The sequence below is a fragment of the Mesorhizobium sp. AR07 genome (assembly GCF_024746815.1).
Classification (GTDB): domain Bacteria; phylum Pseudomonadota; class Alphaproteobacteria; order Rhizobiales; family Rhizobiaceae; genus Mesorhizobium.
In genome coordinates this window covers 2120701-2137477 of record NZ_CP080525.1, presented here as the reverse complement: position 1 = coordinate 2137477, position 16777 = coordinate 2120701, and the positions used below count along the sequence as shown (strand labels likewise).

The 16777-nt window shown below is 64.7% G+C and carries 17 protein-coding genes; 10 read left to right on the top strand and 7 right to left on the bottom strand.

What is annotated here, in order from left to right; genetic code table 11:
* Positions 1-64 precede the first annotated feature (64 nt).
* Genes BPNPMPFG_RS10870 through frp form a run of 4 tightly spaced genes read left to right on the top strand, consistent with a single transcriptional unit; the run spans position 65 to position 3685 of the window.
* On the top strand, positions 65-1087 hold the full coding sequence (locus tag BPNPMPFG_RS10870; RefSeq protein WP_258596711.1) for an LLM class flavin-dependent oxidoreductase: 1023 nt from the start codon (positions 65-67) through the stop codon (positions 1085-1087).
* A 41-nt stretch (positions 1088-1128) separates the two neighbouring features.
* Complete coding sequence (locus BPNPMPFG_RS10865) at positions 1129-1773, top strand: ThuA domain-containing protein (protein WP_258595321.1); 645 nt, start codon at positions 1129-1131, stop codon at positions 1771-1773.
* Between the two features lie 26 nt (positions 1774-1799).
* Positions 1800-3293 carry an aldehyde dehydrogenase family protein gene (locus BPNPMPFG_RS10860; protein ID WP_258595320.1) on the top strand — a complete coding sequence of 498 codons (1494 nt, stop codon included), beginning with the start codon at positions 1800-1802 and terminating at the stop codon, positions 3291-3293.
* A gap of 56 nt (positions 3294-3349) precedes the next feature.
* Entirely contained in the window at positions 3350-3685 is a 336-nt protein-coding gene (frp, locus tag BPNPMPFG_RS10855; protein ID WP_258595319.1) for a fluorescence recovery protein, read from the top strand.
* 241 nt (positions 3686-3926) lie between these two features.
* Here the strand turns inward: frp and BPNPMPFG_RS10850 are convergent, their stop codons facing one another.
* Positions 3927-5948: an amidase gene (locus BPNPMPFG_RS10850; protein ID WP_258595318.1), complete on the bottom strand. Its 2022-nt coding sequence runs from the start codon at positions 5946-5948 to the stop codon at positions 3927-3929.
* 155 nt (positions 5949-6103) lie between these two features.
* Between BPNPMPFG_RS10850 and BPNPMPFG_RS10845 the strand changes: the two genes are divergently transcribed.
* The 3 genes from BPNPMPFG_RS10845 to BPNPMPFG_RS10835 all read left to right on the top strand — a co-directional run bounded on the left by BPNPMPFG_RS10845 (position 6104) and on the right by BPNPMPFG_RS10835 (position 7210).
* Complete coding sequence (locus tag BPNPMPFG_RS10845) at positions 6104-6379, top strand: hypothetical protein (protein ID WP_258595317.1); 276 nt, start codon at positions 6104-6106, stop codon at positions 6377-6379.
* A 261-nt stretch (positions 6380-6640) separates the two neighbouring features.
* Entirely contained in the window at positions 6641-6892 is a 252-nt protein-coding gene (locus tag BPNPMPFG_RS10840) for a hypothetical protein (protein WP_258595316.1), read from the top strand.
* Positions 6893-7012: 120 nt separating this feature from the next.
* Positions 7013-7210, top strand: a complete 198-nt coding sequence (locus BPNPMPFG_RS10835) for a hypothetical protein (RefSeq protein ID WP_258595314.1) — start codon at positions 7013-7015, stop codon at positions 7208-7210.
* A 16-nt stretch (positions 7211-7226) separates the two neighbouring features.
* Here BPNPMPFG_RS10835 and BPNPMPFG_RS10830 read toward each other — a convergent pair whose 3' ends face one another.
* Both BPNPMPFG_RS10830 and BPNPMPFG_RS10825 read right to left on the bottom strand, forming a co-directional pair.
* Positions 7227-7595, bottom strand: a complete 369-nt coding sequence (locus tag BPNPMPFG_RS10830; RefSeq protein WP_258595312.1) for a response regulator — start codon at positions 7593-7595, stop codon at positions 7227-7229.
* 16 nt (positions 7596-7611) lie between these two features.
* Entirely contained in the window at positions 7612-8091 is a 480-nt protein-coding gene (locus BPNPMPFG_RS10825) for a sensor histidine kinase family protein (protein ID WP_258595311.1), read from the bottom strand.
* A gap of 389 nt (positions 8092-8480) precedes the next feature.
* Between BPNPMPFG_RS10825 and BPNPMPFG_RS10820 the strand changes: the two genes are divergently transcribed.
* Entirely contained in the window at positions 8481-8624 is a 144-nt protein-coding gene (locus BPNPMPFG_RS10820) for a hypothetical protein (protein ID WP_258595310.1), read from the top strand.
* A 79-nt stretch (positions 8625-8703) separates the two neighbouring features.
* On the opposite strand, the gene BPNPMPFG_RS10815 is transcribed toward BPNPMPFG_RS10820, so the two are convergent.
* The 3 genes from BPNPMPFG_RS10815 to BPNPMPFG_RS10805 form a co-directional block, all read right to left on the bottom strand.
* Positions 8704-10917, bottom strand: coding sequence for a cation:proton antiporter domain-containing protein (locus BPNPMPFG_RS10815; protein WP_258596709.1), 2214 nt, complete (start codon positions 10915-10917; stop codon positions 8704-8706).
* Between the two features lie 207 nt (positions 10918-11124).
* On the bottom strand, positions 11125-11817 hold the full coding sequence (locus tag BPNPMPFG_RS10810) for a DUF2270 domain-containing protein (RefSeq protein ID WP_258595309.1): 693 nt from the start codon (positions 11815-11817) through the stop codon (positions 11125-11127).
* Between the two features lie 277 nt (positions 11818-12094).
* Positions 12095-13126, bottom strand: a complete 1032-nt coding sequence (locus tag BPNPMPFG_RS10805) for an aldo/keto reductase (protein WP_258595308.1) — start codon at positions 13124-13126, stop codon at positions 12095-12097.
* A 113-nt stretch (positions 13127-13239) separates the two neighbouring features.
* Between BPNPMPFG_RS10805 and BPNPMPFG_RS10800 the strand changes: the two genes are divergently transcribed.
* Together BPNPMPFG_RS10800 and BPNPMPFG_RS10795 are read left to right on the top strand one after the other, a co-directional pair.
* Entirely contained in the window at positions 13240-13869 is a 630-nt protein-coding gene (locus BPNPMPFG_RS10800) for a TetR/AcrR family transcriptional regulator (RefSeq protein WP_258595307.1), read from the top strand.
* A gap of 163 nt (positions 13870-14032) precedes the next feature.
* Positions 14033-14773 carry a gamma-glutamylcyclotransferase gene (locus tag BPNPMPFG_RS10795; protein ID WP_258595306.1) on the top strand — a complete coding sequence of 247 codons (741 nt, stop codon included), beginning with the start codon at positions 14033-14035 and terminating at the stop codon, positions 14771-14773.
* Here BPNPMPFG_RS10795 and BPNPMPFG_RS10790 read toward each other — a convergent pair.
* Positions 14760-16757, bottom strand: coding sequence for a glycoside hydrolase family 127 protein (locus BPNPMPFG_RS10790; protein WP_258595305.1), 1998 nt, complete (start codon positions 16755-16757; stop codon positions 14760-14762). The genes BPNPMPFG_RS10795 and BPNPMPFG_RS10790 overlap by 14 nt on opposite strands.
* Positions 16758-16777 lie beyond the last annotated feature (20 nt).

The window sequence follows — 16777 nt, the reverse complement described above, 5'->3', positions numbered from 1 at the left end:
GCTGATCTGCGCACGCCATCGCTTTTGCATTGAAGCCTGACGCGCATCCTTATATCGCATGACTATGAAGAAAATCGGTTTCCTGTCGTTCGGGCACTGGACGCCCTCGTCGCAATCGCAGACGCGCTCGGCATCGGATGCGCTGCTGCAGTCCATCGACCTCGCCGTCGCCGCCGAGCAACTTGGCGCCGACGGCGCGTATTTCCGCGTCCATCATTTCGCCCGCCAGCTCGCTTCGCCGTTCCCGCTGCTGGCGGCCGTCGGCGCGCGGACCAGCCGCATCGAGATCGGCACCGCAGTCATCGACATGCGCTACGAGAATCCGCTCTACATGGCCGAGGACGCCGGTGCTGCAGACATCATCGCCGGCGGACGCTTGCAGCTTGGCATCAGCCGCGGCTCGCCGGAGCAGGTGATCGATGGGTGGCGCTATTTCGGCTACGTGCCACCGGAAGGGCAGAGCGACGCCGACATGGCGCGGCATCACGCCGAGGTCTTCCTCGATACGCTACGGGGCGAGGAGTTCGCACAGCCCAATCCACGGCCGATGTTTCCCAACCCGCCCGGCCTGCTGCGCCTGGAGCCGCATTCTGAAGGGTTGCGCGAGCGAATCTGGTGGGGCGCCGCCACCAACGCCACCTCGGAATGGGCGGCGAAACTAGGCATGAATTTGCAGAGTTCGACGCTCAAATTCGACGAGAGCGGCAAGCCTTTCCACGTCCAGCAGGCCGAGCAGATCCGCATCTACCGCGAAGCCTGGAAAGCAGCCGGTCACAAACGCGAGCCGCGCGTCTCGGTCAGCCGCAGCATCTTCGCGCTGGTCGACGATCGCGACCGCGCCTATTTTGGGCGCGGCAACCAGAGCAGCGACCAGATCGGCTTCATCGAGGAGAACACCAGGGCGATCTTCGGGCGCAGCTATGCCGCCGAGCCGGATATGCTGATCAAGGAATTGGTGCAGGACGAGGCGATCGCCGAAGCCGACACGCTGCTGCTCACCGTGCCCAACCAGCTCGGCGTCGACTACAATGCGCATGTCGTCGAGGCGATCCTGACCCATGTCGCTCCGGCGCTGGGCTGGCGCTGACGCCGGAACGATAAAGGCGGACAGCTGCAGGGAGGGACAACATGCCGAAGAAAGCCCTGATTGCCTGGGGCGGCTGGCCGGGACATACGCCGGAGCAGAGTGCCAAGGTCGTGCGCGCCCTGCTGGAACGCAACGGATTCGACGTCACGCTGGGCGAGGGCACAGTGATGTTTGCCGATCCGAAGCTTGCTTCCTTCGATCTGATCGTGCCCGTGATCACGATGTCGGCGATCGAAAAGGCCGAACTTCAGAATCTGATTCTCGCGGTTCGCCAGGGCAGTGGGCTCGGCGGCTTTCACGGCACGATGTGCGACAGCTTCCGCAGCGAACCTGACTATCAGTTCATGACGGGCGGCCAGTGGGTCGCGCATCCCGGCGACATCATCGACTACACGGTCGCCGTCACCAGGCCGGATGATCCGATCATAAGCGGCGTCAGTGATTTCGCCTATCGCTCGGAGCAATATTACATGCATGTCGATCCGGGCAATGAGGTGTTGGCCACGACCACCTTCACCGACGCGCATTTCCCAGGGATCGGCGGCGTCGTCATGCCGGTTGTCTGGAAGCGTCGCTATGGGGCTGGAAAGGTCTTCTACAGTGCGCTCGGACACAATGCCGACGAGTTCGCGGTTCCGGAAATGGCCTTGATTGTCGAGCGTGGCCTTGTCTGGGCCGCCCGCTAGATTGGTGCGGAAGTGAGAACGGGAGCATGACGGTATCGGCTGGAGATTTGCCGCTGCACACGCCCATCGACGGCCGTCATCGCAAGATGCTGATCGATGGCATCTGGTGCGACGCGCTCGGCGGCCGCAGCTTCGAGACCCGCAACCCCGCCACAGGCGTCGTGATCGGCACCGTGCCGCTGTCCGATTCCACCGATATCGACCTCGCGGTGGCGGCGGCACGGCGCGCTTTCGATGGACCGTGGAGCCGGTTCAAGCCCTATGAGCGCCAGGTTCTGCTTCTGAAGATCGCCGACCTGATGGAGCGTCACTGGGAGGAGATCGCGCTTTCCGACACGACGGATATGGGCATGCCGATCGTGCGCACGCTCGCCAACAAGAACCGCGTGCTTGGCATGCTGCGCTTCTATGCCGGTATGGCGACGTCGATCCATGGCCACACGATCGGCAATTCGCTGCCGGGCGACATCGTCTCCTACACCCGCAAGGAACCTGTCGGCGTGGTCGGCGCCATCATTCCCTGGAATGCGCCGACGGCCGCCTCGATCTGGAAGATCGGCCCGGCGCTGGCGGCAGGCTGCACCATCGTGCTGAAACCGTCCGAGGAAGCGCCGCTGACGCCGCTGTTGATCGCCGCGCTGATGATGGAAGCCGGCGTGCCCGCCGGCGTCGTCAACGTCGTCACCGGCACCGGCGCCGAGGCTGGCGCGCCGCTCGCCGCCCATATGGACGTCGACAAAATTGTCTTCACCGGCTCAACGGTGACCGGTCAGAGCATCCTGCGCGCCTCGGCCGGCAACATGAAGCGCGTCTCATTGGAGCTCGGCGGCAAGTCGCCGGTCATCGTCTGCGCCGACGCCGATCTCGAGCGCGCCGTGCCGATCGCGGCGATGTCGGTGTTCGCCAATTCCGGCCAGATCTGCATCGCCGGCTCGCGGCTGTTCGTCGAGCGGCCGATCTACGAGGACTTCGTCGAGCGGGTCTCGGCCTATGCGGCAAAACTCAGGATCGGCGACGGCGCCGACCCCGAAACCGAGATCGGGCCGCTGATTTCGCCCAAGCAGTTCGAACGCGTTGCCGGCTTCATCGAGGACGGCACTAGGCAAGGCGCGCGGCTGGTCACCGGCGGCAACCGCATCACCGAAGGCGCGCTCGGCGCGGGAAACTTCATCGCGCCAAGCGTCTTTTCCGGCGTCACCGACGATATGCGTATTGCCAGGGAGGAAATCTTCGGCCCGGTGATTTCGGCGCTGCCGTTCGACACGCTGGACGAGGTGGTGCGGCGCGGCAACGACACGCCCTATGGGCTGGGGGCCGGCGTGTTCACCCGCGACGTCGGCAAGGCACACCAGCTGGCCAATCGCTTGCGCGCCGGCTCCGTCTGGGTCAACACCTATCACGCGATCGACCCGGCGGTGCCCTTCGGCGGCTACAAGATGAGCGGCTACGGACGCGAGGGCGGGGCCGAGCATCTGGACGAATATCTCAACACCAAGGGGGTCTGGATCAGGACGGATTGAGAGGGGGCATCAGGCGGCATTTTTGCCGGTGAGTGATCGAAAAACGGGAGAAAATCATGGAGTCCAGGGAAAGCTGGTCAGGATCCGAAAAGCAGACCGCACGCCGCGCCTTCGACGCGGCACTTGAGGTGGCGCTGGCAAGGACGATGGCCGAATTCAAGAGCAAGGCCAACGCCGCGACGCTCCCCGCCGACATGTGGGAGGTCGAAGACTATTTGCGTGAACGGCGGCGGGAGATTGATCGAACATTCGACTACCGCTACTCCCAGCTTCTCTTCGTCTTCGCTCAACTCATTCGGGCAGGCTACCTCGACGAAAGCATGCTTGCCGGTCTGTCGCAGGACAAGCGAGATGCCATTCGCCGGGATATTGCCTTCTTCGAGAGTCGCTGAGTCTCCAGAGCGTAGCAAAGGCAAAGATGGCGCTCTGTGGCGCCCCCCTCTGTCCTGCCGGACATCTCCCCCACGAGGGGGGAGATTGGCAGTTTCAGCGCCGGCGCACTCCCTGTTACGTCAAAAATCGGCCAAGGCCGCGGGTGACGAGCAATCTCCCCACCCGTGGGGGAGATGTCCGGCAGGACAGAGGGGGCGCGAAGGAACTCGACGGTGGATGCTGGTTCTTTCACCGCTCCTCTCACCCGGCGCCACCCGTAACCACATAAGTGCCGGCGGTGCGCCCATCCTCCAGCCGCATCACCGCCGTAACGATCGAGCCATACGAGCCCCGCCAAGCGCTGTGGAGCCGCCGGTGCTCGGCGGCAGGGACAAGCGCGCGCCCGCTGAAGCGTGCACCGCTTTGCTGCAACGCGACGGCCTCTCCGTTGACGTGTACCTTGACGCTGGCCGTCTCAGTCGCCTCGCCGGGCAGGTCGAGCGTGATGAGGATCTCGTGCTGATCGTCCGAAGCCCGCGTCTCGGCGGCTAGCGCGATGGCGAGCGGCGGTGCCGTGCTGTTCCCGGCTTGGCCGAGGCGCCTTGAAAAGACATCGTCGGCCAGTTCCGGCGTGCGCGGCGGGCGGCTACGGCGCTGGGTGGAGCGCTCGAAGTCGCCGGCCATCCGCAGCAGCCTTTCGTCATCATAGGCCTTGCCGGCGAAGGTGAGGCCGACCGGCATGCCGATGTCGGCCATGGTTCCCATCGGCACGGTGACGGTGGGGATGCCGAAATGGCGCCAGACCAGATTGCCGTTGGCGACCCAAGTGCCGTTGCGCCAGGCAAGCGCGGCGGACGCCTCGTTGATGTCGGCGTCGGACGGCCCGACATCGGCGGCTGCGGGCAGCACCACGGCGTCGAGCCGGTGCGCGTCCAGCCAGTCCTCGAAATCGATCCGCCGTGTCGCTTCCAGTCCCTTCAGGCCGTCCTCGAGCGTCGGAATATCCGCAAAGGGCGTGACGCCGGCGCGCGCCCGCTCGACATACTCCGCCAGGTCGAAGCCGCCCTCGTAACGGTCGGGCAGCGTGCCCGGCGGCTGCGGAAAGATGCTTGGGCCGTCGACCGAGACGAGATCGGGCAGCGCCGGGTCGGCATTGGCGCGCAAAAATTCGTCCCAGCCCCAGACGCAGAGATCCCAGATTTCGCGGTCGGCGAAGTCCTGCGGCACCAGCCCGCGCTCGACCATGCCGCGCGCACCGGGCCGGTCGCGCTCGTAGTTGGAGACGACGGGAAAATCGACCTCCACCACCTCGGCGCCAAGCCGCGTGAGATCGGCCGCCGCCTGCTCCCACAGGGCAAGTACCGAGGCCCGGGTTTCGATCGGCGCATCAGCCCCTGTGTCGCGGCCGATATACATCCGGGGCACGCCGAGCCGCATGCCCTTGAGCGACCCGGCAAGTGTGAGGTCGGTGTAGCGCGGCGGCCGCACGTCTGAGCTTTTCGGCAAGTCGATCCAGGGCTGCGCGCGCCAGAAATCGCCTCGCGTCTGCGGGTCGTCGGCGACGATGATTTCGAGCAGTTCGAGCATGTCGTGCACGCTGCGCGTATACGGCACCACAACATCCATGGTCGGCACCAGCGGCCAGTTGCCGCGCACCGAAATGACACCGCGCGACGGCGTGTAGGCGATCAGCGCGTTGTTGCTGGCCGGTGCCCGGCCGGAAGACCAGGTCTCCTCGCCAAGGCCGAAGGCGCAGAAGCTGGCTGATGTCGCCGTGCCGGAGCCGTTCGACGAGCCGGACGCGAAGGCGGCGGTCAGGAAGTCGGCATTGTAGGGGCTTTCGGCGCGGCCATAGACGCCGCGCTGCATGCCGCCATTGGCCATCGGCGGCATGTTGGTGAGGCCGATCAGCACCGCGCCGCCGGCGCGCAGCCGCGCGATGGTGAAGGCGTCCTCATTGGCGACGAGATGCTCAAAAGCAGGCGAGCCGGCGGCCACTGTCAGGCCTGATACCTTGTAGCTGTCCTTGGCGGTGTAGGGGATGCCGTCGAGCGGCCCGAGCACAGCGTCTTTGCGGCGCCGCTGGTCGGAGGCGGCCGCCTCCGCGAACATCGCTGGGTTGAGTACGGGAACCGCGTTGAGGCTGATGCCGTGGCGGTCGAAATGCGCGATGCGCCTGAGATACGCACCGACCAGCTCGACGCTGGTGACCGTGCCGCTATCGAGCGCGTGGCGCAATTGTTCGATCGTCGCTTCGACTAGATAAAGGCTGGCATCGGTCATCACTGGCCCCAGGCTGTCGCTACGCTACCATGGATGGGCGAGGCCGCCGGCTTGGGCAAGAGCCAATCGCGCCTAAAGCGCGCCGGTTGGGAACTTTTGTCCGGCTGGCGATTTTGGATGTATGGTGTGATTCCGGACGACAGGAGGTATTGCCGATGACGACGAAGTGCTTTGCGATCTTCGCTCTGGCTTTCGCAATAGGCAGCAGCCTTTGCGCTTCGGCGTTCGCCGGCGACCGGCATCACCACCACCAGGCCCAATCCGAACGCTACGTTCCCGCCGATGACGATCTTGTCAGCTTCCTGTTCGGCGGCCCGCGTTACTACGATCAGCAGCTGGTCACCACGGCGGCCGGCGCGTGCTCCTATCATCGCGTTGGGCCCGACGCGAATGCGTTGAACAAGATCAACGATCATCATTGCGGTAAGTAGCGCTGGAAGTAGAGGCCGGCTTTCAGCGCTGGCCGATCCCTTGCCAGCGTTTCCGCATGTTTAAGAAAATTGACGCGCGTTAAGATTTAAAATGGTGCGCAGTGATTTTGCCTGTGCTGCGCCGCGGCATGATCGGCTTGCGGCATGACAGAAGCCACGCCGTGCGTTACAACCACGACGCGAAAAAAATGCCGCACCAAGGGAACCTCTTGGCGAGTACCGGCGTTTGGTCGCTACTTTTGTGTGGGGGGAGGTTTGGGAATGGACCGTTTTGAGATCCTGAAGGAACCGACAGGCACTTATTCCATTTTCGACACATCCACGGAATTGCCGGTAACGACGGAAGGCAAGACGCTCATCGGGCTTTACCGGCACGAAGTGCCGCTGGCGCTGCTTGCGGCACTCGGAGCCGTCCAGCCCGGCAACGGGCCGGTGCTGCCATCACTGTCGGTGTTGAACGGCCGGCATGGCGATGAAGATTACCGATCGCTTCCAGATGATTTGCACGCGTGAGCACGGCGGCGGACGCCGAGTCAAAAAATCATACCGTGGGGGAAACCACGCCCTGTCACAGAAAGCGCCGGTGAGGCATGGGAGCATGGAGGAGGCTGTAGAGCATTGGGACGTGACACGATGTCTGATCAGGACGACCTGATCCGCACGGCCATCGGACGGCTGCTTGCCGAGAAGACAGGCGCCGCCGTCATATCGATGCGAGAGAGCATTGCCGAGCTTTTGGTGCTGACCGGTGCCGGGCTTGACGAAAGCCTGCAGGACCTGCTGCTGGAAATGGCCGAAGTCCGCGGCATGAAGGTTGCTCTCGACCTTTAGAGCCGGGGCCATTGCTCTAGTCGAGCAGACCTAGAATGGTGGCGGCTACGGCAGCCGGGGCATAGGGCTTGGGCAGGAAGACGCCACCGCTGGGCATGGCGTCCTGCGCCGGTTGGCGTTTGCCTGACGTGATGATGATCTTGACCGGCGGCCAGCGGTCGCGCACGGCGGCGGACAGGCGCAGCCCGTCCATCGAACCTGGCATGTCGATGTCGGTGAAAAGGATGCTGATATCCTGCCGGCTCTCCAGCAGGCCGATCGCCTGGTCGGCGTTGCTGGCCTCGAGCACCTGATACCCTGCCTCGCGCAACTCGTCGGCGATGGCAAACAACAAAAAGGCCTCGTCTTCGACGACAAGGACGGTGGCTGGGGTCTTAGTGGTCATGGCAAGCCTTATGTAGTCAGTAGCGGGCTGTCGGCAACTGGGGTGCCGGTGCGTTCAACACACATTCGACGCCGTCGGCGTGGTAATCGATCTGCACGGAGCCGCCGAAATCGGTGCCGAAAACGCGCTCGATCAGGAAACGGCCAAAGCCGCGCCGGCTGGGCGGCGTGACCGGAGGTCCGCCGCTTTCGCGCCAGCGCCAGATCAGCCGCGTTTGCCCGGCCGCCTCGGCCGACGGCTGCAGCGACCAGTCGATCGACACCTTGCCGTCAGGTGTCGACAACGCGCCATATTTCAGCGCGTTGGTGGCCAGTTCATTGACGGCCAGCGCCAGCGTCAGCGACACCGCCGTCTTCAGGCTTTGCGGCCAGCCTGCGATCGGGCCGATCGAGGTCGAGGCCCAGTCGAATGTCGCAATCAGACAGCCGAGCTGGCCGCCGCCGGCGAGGAAGGCGTTGTCCCGATCGCCTACGGTCTTTGTTCTGGATGCTGGCATGGCGTCTCGTGGGTCGGTCGGCGATTGTTCGAAATCGGATTGGTCGTCTCTAACATGTCGGGTTCTCTGGCCGACGGGCGGTTTCTCGCCAACCCGCCCACCACTCCCGTGTGGCGGCGCGAGCATTCCGTTGCGCCACAAGTGCACGAACTGGCTGTTGCCCGCCATTGGTGCCTGAGATCTTGAAAAACATGGCGCCCCCGAGCGCCACAACACCGGACAAGCCATTCGGTTCCGGGCGCATGCTGGTTTTCCTTCGGCCGCCAACCGCCATGCATCGAACCGGCAGGCAGTGGTCGGCTATTTGACCGAATTTCTTTCCAAGCCGTTAATGCGGCCATGCTGTTAATCAGCATCTGCTAATGATCCATTCGAACCTGAGGCAAGCAATGACCAAGAACCTCGGCAATGCACGCCACACGCCGGCGAAGGACCAGCAAGCCTCCCTTCTCAGCAAGGTCGCGCCGGCGCTGTTTCCGCTGGTCGTGGCGGCGCTGGGCTACATGATCGGCAGGCAGTTCTTCGGCCTCTAGAGTTCTTTGTCTCGACGCAATTCCGGACGGAAAGCCGCTTCCCGCTTTTCCTGGAATTGCGCACCCGGCCTGCCGCAAACTAGGTACCGATCTCTGTTGCCACCTCTGCCTTGGCCTCCGTGCGGCGAATCCGTTCGCTGGCCAAAAGCACGACCGGGCAGGCGACAGCGGCGAGAACCGCCGTGGCTGTATCGCCGAAGAACAGCTCCTCGCCCGGTCTTTGCGTGACGCCCATCACCACCATCGCGGCACCTTTGGCGACCTCCCTGGCGATCGCCCTGTCCGGCGTGGCGCGGGTGCGGATCGCGGTGTCGACCTGGACGCCGTAGCGGTCGGCCAGATCGGCAATATCCTTCAGCATGGCTTCCTCGCGCCGGTGCGAGACGGACGTCGCCCTGCCGCCTTGCCGTGCGGCCTGCGATACGTAGAGAACCTTGACCCGCGCCCGGTGCGGCCGCGCCAGCGCCAGGGCCAGATCGGCGGCGCGGCGCGAGACTTCCGTGCCATTGACGGGAACGAGGATGCTGGTGCCGGCTCTCAGCATCGGCATCTTTCCAGCGGATCGGGCGCCGTTCAGCACCAGGCATAGCGGGCCATCGAACCCTTCGGTGATGTCGTTCAGCGCCTCGCTGAACGACCCATTCGTCGTCAACATCTTTTCCAGGCCGACCAGCAACAGGCCGTAACCCTTGCGGGCCTCCTCGGCGATCGTCGCAGCAGTGGCCTCGGTCTCGCTGCGGGCGGTCAGATGGACTTTCTCAACCAAGGTGTCCTCGGCCATGCGAACGGCCTTGGCGCTTTTTTGCGCACCCTTCCTGACCTCCTTCAGTGACCGCTCCGGCCCCCTGTCGCCGGCCGGCCCAGCGAAGCTGCGGCCCTTGAGGTGGAGCAAGGTGGTCGGCATGCCGCTGCCGCCGCCGACCAGGCCGGCGAGATAGGCGGTGAACTTGCCGACCGGGCTGTCGTCGACGAGCAACAGAAGCCGCTCCAGCTTCGAGACGAAGCCGCGCTCGTCGAGCAACTCGCGGTCGACGCGCTGCTTTTCGCCATCGTCGACAGGCAGGCGGCCGAGCGCCCAGCGCAGCATTGGCGGCATGGCGAGCGTGGTGATGACGGCCATGGTGACGATCATGGTGAAAAGGTTATGGGAGAGGATGTTCATCGACAGGCCGATGCTGGCGACGATCACCTCGGTCGAGCCGCGCGCGTTCATGGCGCTGCCGACGGCGGTGGCTTCCTTCAGCGACATGCCGGCGAACCTGCCGCCGATGAAGGCGCCACCGAACTTGCCGATGCTGGCAATGGCCACCAGGGCCAGTGTCAGCAGGGCCAGCGTGGGATCGGCGAGCACGGTCAGGTCGGCCGAGAGGCCGGCCACGCCGAAGAAGACCGGCATGAAGAGTGCTGTGATGACGCCGCGCAACTGACCCTCGATATGGTTGGACAGGATCGGCGATTCGCCGACCAGGATGCCGGCGACGAAGGCGCCGAGCACGGTGTGCACGCCGATCAGATTGGTGATCAGCGCCATCACGCCCATGATGATCAGGATGACGGTGATGACGGCGTATTCGCTGCGGAAGGAATCGTTGCTCCAGCGGATCAGTGTGAACACCAGGCGGCGGCCGATGGTGAAGGAGAACACCATGAACAGCGCCACTTCGCCCACCGTGGCGACCAGCGGCACGATCTGCAGGCTGCCATTGGTGGCGATGCCGAAGGTGACGGCGATGATCAGCCAGCCGATGGTGTCCTCGATGATCGCCGAGGAGATGATGACCTGGCCGAGATTGCGGCGCATGAAGTTCATTTCGCGCACCACCATGGCGACGATCTTGACGGAGGAGATCGACAGCGCGGTGCCGAGGAACAGTCCGGCGACCGTTCTCTGCGTCGGGTCCGGCAACAGAGAGCCGGGCAGGAATTGCGCCAGCGCGAAGCCGCAGACAAAGGGCACGACCACGCCGGTGATCGAGATGGAGAAACAGGCGGCGCCCACCCGGCGCACGAGGCGCAGATCCGTCTCCATGCCGGTCAAGAGCAGAAGCAGCAGGATGCCGAGCTGCGAGACCGCGTCGATCATGCTTTTCTGCGCCGGATCGGTCGAGAAGATCAGGTGCTGCGCGCCGGGCCACAGCCAGCCGAACAGCGAAGGCCCGAGCAGGATGCCACCGATGAGCTGACCCATGATCGCCGGCTGGCCGTAACGCTGGAAGATCTCGCCCAGGCCGCGGCCGACCAGCAGCAAAAGAACGATCTCGGCGACGAACAGTCCCTCCGCCGAGCCGCCCATGCCCGAGGCGTGGCCGGCCGGCTGCGCGGCGAAGGCATGGCTTGCCGGCGCTAAACCGAAGACGGCCAACAGAAGCGCCGGCACGATGCCGCGTGACGTCGTTGCCGATCGACAAGTCATGGGTTCCCTCAAACGCCTCAGCGGACTGACAACAACAACGCGCGGGCCGCCCTTTGCGTTGCAGCCGCCTGTTGCCGGCCGTCGACGTCAGACATGGACGTCGCCGAAGGAAAGTTCGCCGTTGTCGCGGGCCGCGAAAAAGACGATGGCGAGCAGCCAGGCATAGAATGCCGCCACGATTATCACGATCGCCAAACCGGGAATGGGGCCAAGGGCGGCGCTGTCGATGGCCCCGCGAAGCGAACCGACAAACCCTGTCCTCAGGCCCACGGCCTGAAGGCTGGGGGTCGATATCTTGACCACCCAGGCCAGCAGCAGGATCAGGAACAGGTAGATGTAATTTCGCCGCAGGCGGCGCGCCAGCGCAGCGCGGTGCGACAGCAGGAATTTCGGCGCGCGCAGGCCCTCGCCGACGATGAGCAGCCAATCCGAGGCAAAGTCGGGTTGCGGGGAGAATATCTGCGCGAAATAGTGACGCTCGAACTGGCGCACGCGAGCCCGGTAGAAGTCGAAGAACCGATAGCGGCGCGCCTCGATCCACAGCAGCAGCATGATCAGCAGCATGGCGAACAGCAGCACGCCGTGATGCGCGCTGGCCGTGGACAGCGACACCGAAAGCAGCGCCGCCACCACCGTGATCGCCCAGTTCGTCGTCCTGTCGAGCCGATCGCGCCATCCTGCCATGCGGGCGATCTCGGCGCGGTGAAAATGCGACAGCGTGTTCACGCGCTCCGTCGATGAAAGGACGAGGCTCGCGGGTTTTGCCGACGCATCGTTCATGACATCCTCCGGCGAAGAGTAGAACGGTTTGCTGGCAACATGGTTCCCTGCCGGAAGCCGGCGCGAACAGGCGCTCGACGTTGTCATTCGCCGATTGCCATCGACCCGGCGGGCGATCCTGCCCACGCGACAGCCGGCCCAGGCCGCGAGCGCCGATTGCGTTGTTCCGTGCCAGGCTGATCGAAGGGCTTGAGGTGCCGATGCCGCTGGTGTCGTAGTGCGCGCCGGATAGAGCGCGTCGCATCCAAACGGATTCAGTCGACGCGCTCTAAGCCGCTCAGGCAGCGGCGCGCTCGGCGGCCGGGCGGCGGCGCAGGTTCGCCTGCAAGATTGCCGGTGGATCGTAGTCAGCCTCATTCAACCCGACATTGGTTCCGGGCGGGACGATCTGATCGATCCGGTCCAGTACGTCATCGCTGAGGCGAACCTCGGCGCTGGCCAACAGATCGTCGAGATGCTGCATCGTACGCGGCCCAAGAATGGCCGACGTCACTCCCGGATGGGCCATCACGAAAGCCATCGCCATGTGGGTGAGCGACAGCCCTGCCTCCTGCGCCAGCGGGATGAGCTGCTCGACCGCGTCCAGGCTGTGCTGATCGGACATCTGCCTGGGCATGTATTTCACCCGCAGGCTGTCGGGCAGCGGCTGCCCCTTGCGGTAGCGCCCGGTGAGCAGGCCTTTCGACAATGGGCTCCAGACCATCGCTCCCATTCCGTAACGCTCGCAGGCGGGGAGTACTTCGCGCTCGATGCCGCGATCGAGGATCGAGTAGGGCGGCTGTTCCGTGCGGAAACGGGCGAGCCCGCGCCGCTCGGCGACCCACTGGGCCTCGACGATCTCAGAGACCGGGAAGGTCGAGGATCCGATCGCACGCACCTTACCCGCGCGCATCAGATCGGTGAGCGCAGAGAGAGTTTCCTCGATGTCGGTATCCGGTGCCGGTCGATGGATAAGGTAGAGATCGATATGGTCGGTCTGCAGACGGCGCAGCGAGGCCTCCACCGCCTGGATGATCCAGCGTCGTGAATTGCCCTGCTGGTTCGGATCCTCCCCCATGGGTCCGTGCACCTTGGTGGCCAGCACGATGTTGTCGCGGCGGCCTTTCAGCGCCTTGCCGACGATCTCCTCCGACTCGCCGCGGCTGTACCTGTCGGCGGTATCGATGAAGTTGATGCCGGAATCCAGGGCTTTGTGGATGATGCGGATACAGTCGTCGTGGTCGGGATTTCCCGGTCCGCCGAACATCATCGCGCCCAGGCAATAGGGGCTGACCTTGATGCCGGTTCGTCCCAGCGTGCGGTATTGCATGGTTTTCTCCTTTGTGCATGGCTGTGGTCATCGCCGCGACGCTGTGCTATTCGGCTTAAGCGGAACCATATTCCGTTTTATACGGAACATTGTTCCGTTTTGCAAGCGGGTGCATGGTGGACGACAGAACGGAAGATTCAGGCCTGGAGCCTCGGGGTCGCGCGGACCGGCGCGTGCGCGCCGACGCGCAGCGCAACCTTGACATATTGCTCCAGTCGGCCGCGGCGGTGTTCGCGACTTCTGGCGTGGATGCTCCGGTGCGCGAGATCGCGGAGAAGGCCGGCGTCGGCATCGGCACCGTTTACCGGCACTTTCCGCAACGCTCCGACCTGGTCGCGGCGGTGTTTCGTCGCGAAATCGATGCCTGCGCCGACGCGGCACCGATCCTGGCCGCCGCGCATGGGCCGGGCGAGGCACTGGCGCGATGGATGCAGCGCTACGCGGCTTTCATTGCCACCAAGCGCGGGCTTGCATCGGCCCTCCATTCGGGGGATCCGACCTTCGATACCTTGCCCGCATATTTCCAGCAGCGGCTTGAACCCGCGCTTCGGACACTTCTCGCCACCGCGACAGAAGCCGGCGAGGCCCGCACCGATATCGCCGCCGAGGAGCTTCTGGGTGCGGTCGCGAGCCTGTGCATGCACGCATACAAGCAGGGACCCGAACATGCCCGGCGCATGGTTGCGCTGCTCGTCGACGGGCTGCGCTACGGTGCGAGCCGACCAGAGGACATGTCTTCGTGACATGAGGTGCCGATGCGTCCGGCAGCGTTAGGACAGTCGATACTTACGAATCCTTTCAGACGGTTGGGCGAGGCGGTTCAGATTTTGAATCCGGACCTGGCCGGCCGGCCCTTGAGAATCTCCTTGCCTTGGGCAACATGGCGGCGATGCCCGAGGCGCGAGAATGAACAAACCGATTTCTGCCGCATCGCCACGAAAGTCGTCACCGCGCAAGGCGGCGATGGCGCTGACTGAGGAACTCGTCGCGCGCACCCTGCGCGTGGTCGAGGATGCCGGGCCGACACCGGGCATGGTCTACATGACCGATGCCGATTATACGCGCATCCGCGACGAGGTGCTGGCCGGCGCGCCGCCCGGGCCGCTGAAACTCTTCGCCTATGGCTCGCTGCTGTGGAAGCCGGCCGGCGAGGTGAGCGGCGGCGAGCGCGCGGTGGCGACCGGCTGGCACCGGTCGTTCTGCTTCACGGTGCAGCGCTTTCGCGGCACGGTCGAGCAACCCGGCCTGATGATGGCACTCGACCGCGGCGGTCAGTGCCAGGGCATGGTGTTCGAGATCGCCGAGCAGGTGGCAGCCAATCTCGAAGCGCTGCTGCGCCGCGAGATGACCATCCTGCCGGCCGTCAACGTGCCGCGCTGGCTGCAGGTCAAGACCGACGGCGGCACGTGCCGCGCGCTCGGCTTCGTCGTCGATCCGGCCAATCCGCGCTATGCAGGCAAGCTCGACAAGCGGGCGATCGCAATGACGCTGGCCAAGGCCGTCGGCCATTGGGGTTCGGGCGCCGAATATCTGTTCGAGACCATCCGCCATCTTGACGCCTGCGGCATCCGCGACCGCAATCTGTGGCAGTTGCAGGAACTGGTGGCTGACGAGATCGGACGGGTGCCGCACCTTACCCGTCCCTGAGCCACACCAGCATTTCGCCGGGCTCGCGGTTGTCCCAGGCGAAATAGGGAATGGCGGTCAGGCGCGTTTGAGTGGTCGCCGGCGGCTCGGACCTGTAGAGCCCGCTTTGCCAGCCGTCGCCGGCGTCGGCTTGCGCGGTGGCCGACAGCGTCACCACGCCGCCGAGAAGCTCCGGCCGCTGCCGCGCTTCGACGCTTGCAGTTCTCGGCAACGTCAGGCGATGCAGCTGGCTGTCATTGTCGGTCGCCTCGACGCAGTAGATCAGCGGACCGCGCGACAACGCAACGCGGCCGGCATCCTGGCGCACCTGCGGGTTGGCGTAGAGCCGCTCGATCGGCATTTCGAGATCGAGCCGGACCTGGTCGCCCTTTTGCCATGTGCGCCGGATCGCGGCGTAGCCGTCACTGGCGACTTCCTCCAGGGCGACCAGGTCGCCGTTCACCGTCAGCTCGGCCCCGGTGCTCCAGGCCGGGATGCGCAGGTGGAGCGTGAATTCCACCGGCGCCTGCGGCTCGAGCGTGATTTCGACGGCGCCGTCCCAGGGGTAGCGGCTCACCTGCGCAAGGCTGACCGGGACGCCGCCAATGTCGAAACGAGCGGTCGAGTCGCCATACAGATGCACGGCCACAGCATCGTCGGCCAGGCTGTAGAAATAGCTGCCGATCGAGGCGACCATGCGCCCGATATTGGGCGGGCAGCAGGGGCAGCGGTGCCATTTCCAGCGGTTATGAGCGCCTCGGCTCTCCAGCGGATTCTCGTAGAAGAACAGCGAGCCGTCGAGCGACAGGCCCGAGATCGAGCCATTGTAAAGCGCGCGCTCCATCATGTCGGCGTAGCGGGCGTTCGGCCCCATTCCGAGCATGCGGCTGGCCCAGAACACCAGCCCGACCGCGGCACAGGTCTCGGCATAGGCGCTCTCGTTGGGCAGGTCGTAATCGCTGGTGAAACCCTCATTGTGCGCCGACGGCCCCAGCCCGCCGGTGATGTAGAGGCTCTTGGTGGTGAGATCGTCCCACAGCCGGTCGAGTGCTGCCCGCAGCGTGTCGTCGCCATATTCGGTGGCGATGTCGGCCATGCCCGAATAGAGGTACATCGCCCTGACCGCGTGGCCAACGACCTTGTCCTGCTCGCGCACGGGCCTGTGCGACTGGTTGTATTCGTAGGTCTTGAAATGATAGGCCTTCGGGTCGGCGCCGCGGGCGCGAGCCTCCTCGTCGAAATAGTGCGGCTCGACCCCGCGCTGGTCGATGAAGTATTTCGCCAGCTTCATGTATTTCTGCTCGCCGGTCACCCGTGCCAGCTTGACCAGCGCCAGCTCGATCTCCTCATGGCCGCAATAACCCTTCTTCTTGCCGGGTTCGAGGCCCAGCACCGAAGCGATGTGGTCGGCATAGCGGCACATGATATCGAGCAGCTTGCGCTTGCCGGTCGCCTGGTAGTAGGCGACCGCGCCCTCGATCAGATGTCCGGCGCAGTAAAGTTCATGGCAGTCGCGCAAATTGGTCCACCGCTTGCCCGGCTGGATACGCTGGTACCAGCTCGAGAGATAGCCATCCGGCTGCTGCAGTCTGCCGTACATATCGATCACGGCGTCGATCTTCTTCTCCAGTTCGGGGTTCTTGCGGCGGTAGAGCGAGTAGGCCGCGGTCTCGATCGTCTTGCCGAGATCGGAATCCCAGAACATCTGCGTGGTCACCGTCGAGCCGGTGAATTCCGCGCCCTGGCGCTCCGCTTCGTCGGGGGAAGGCGAGTGGAATGGGATGATGACGCCGGGCGAAGGCCGGTCCGGGTCGATCTGCTCCAGCATGCGGGCCTCGACGCAGCGGTCGTAGAGGATGTCGGCGGTGCGCGCGGCCACAGCGTCGGCCCGGTCGCCCCAGAAGCCGTGCACGTCGACCTGCGGAACCGGCAGCGGGCGGAAGGCGAGCCTTGGCTTGCGCGTCTTTTCCAACTTATCCGGTTTTACGGTTTGCGATGCGGTCATGAACTTACTCCATTCGATCG

Excerpts from the sequence above, each read along its gene's own strand:
- BPNPMPFG_RS10810 (WP_258595309.1), bottom strand. The coding sequence starts at position 11,817 with ATGAACGATGCGTCGGCAAAACCCGCGAGCCTCGTCCTTTCATCGACG.
- BPNPMPFG_RS10820 (WP_258595310.1), top strand. The coding sequence starts at position 8,481 with ATGACCAAGAACCTCGGCAATGCACGCCACACGCCGGCGAAGGACCAG.
- BPNPMPFG_RS10870 (WP_258596711.1), top strand. The coding sequence starts at position 65 with ATGAAGAAAATCGGTTTCCTGTCGTTCGGGCACTGGACGCCCTCGTCG.
- BPNPMPFG_RS10795 (WP_258595306.1), top strand. The coding sequence starts at position 14,033 with ATGAACAAACCGATTTCTGCCGCATCGCCACGAAAGTCGTCACCGCGC.
- BPNPMPFG_RS10835 (WP_258595314.1), top strand. The coding sequence starts at position 7,013 with ATGTCTGATCAGGACGACCTGATCCGCACGGCCATCGGACGGCTGCTT.
- BPNPMPFG_RS10865 (WP_258595321.1), top strand. The coding sequence starts at position 1,129 with ATGCCGAAGAAAGCCCTGATTGCCTGGGGCGGCTGGCCGGGACATACG.
- BPNPMPFG_RS10850 (WP_258595318.1), bottom strand. The coding sequence starts at position 5,948 with ATGACCGATGCCAGCCTTTATCTAGTCGAAGCGACGATCGAACAATTG.
- BPNPMPFG_RS10830 (WP_258595312.1), bottom strand. The coding sequence starts at position 7,595 with ATGACCACTAAGACCCCAGCCACCGTCCTTGTCGTCGAAGACGAGGCC.
- BPNPMPFG_RS10825 (WP_258595311.1), bottom strand. The coding sequence starts at position 8,091 with ATGCCAGCATCCAGAACAAAGACCGTAGGCGATCGGGACAACGCCTTC.
- BPNPMPFG_RS10805 (WP_258595308.1), bottom strand. The coding sequence starts at position 13,126 with ATGCAATACCGCACGCTGGGACGAACCGGCATCAAGGTCAGCCCCTAT.
- BPNPMPFG_RS10815 (WP_258596709.1), bottom strand. The coding sequence starts at position 10,917 with ATGGGCGGCTCGGCGGAGGGACTGTTCGTCGCCGAGATCGTTCTTTTG.
- BPNPMPFG_RS10800 (WP_258595307.1), top strand. The coding sequence starts at position 13,240 with ATGGTGGACGACAGAACGGAAGATTCAGGCCTGGAGCCTCGGGGTCGC.
- BPNPMPFG_RS10845 (WP_258595317.1), top strand. The coding sequence starts at position 6,104 with ATGACGACGAAGTGCTTTGCGATCTTCGCTCTGGCTTTCGCAATAGGC.
- frp (WP_258595319.1), top strand. The coding sequence starts at position 3,350 with ATGGAGTCCAGGGAAAGCTGGTCAGGATCCGAAAAGCAGACCGCACGC.
- BPNPMPFG_RS10790 (WP_258595305.1), bottom strand. The coding sequence starts at position 16,757 with ATGACCGCATCGCAAACCGTAAAACCGGATAAGTTGGAAAAGACGCGC.
- BPNPMPFG_RS10840 (WP_258595316.1), top strand. The coding sequence starts at position 6,641 with ATGGACCGTTTTGAGATCCTGAAGGAACCGACAGGCACTTATTCCATT.
- BPNPMPFG_RS10860 (WP_258595320.1), top strand. The coding sequence starts at position 1,800 with ATGACGGTATCGGCTGGAGATTTGCCGCTGCACACGCCCATCGACGGC.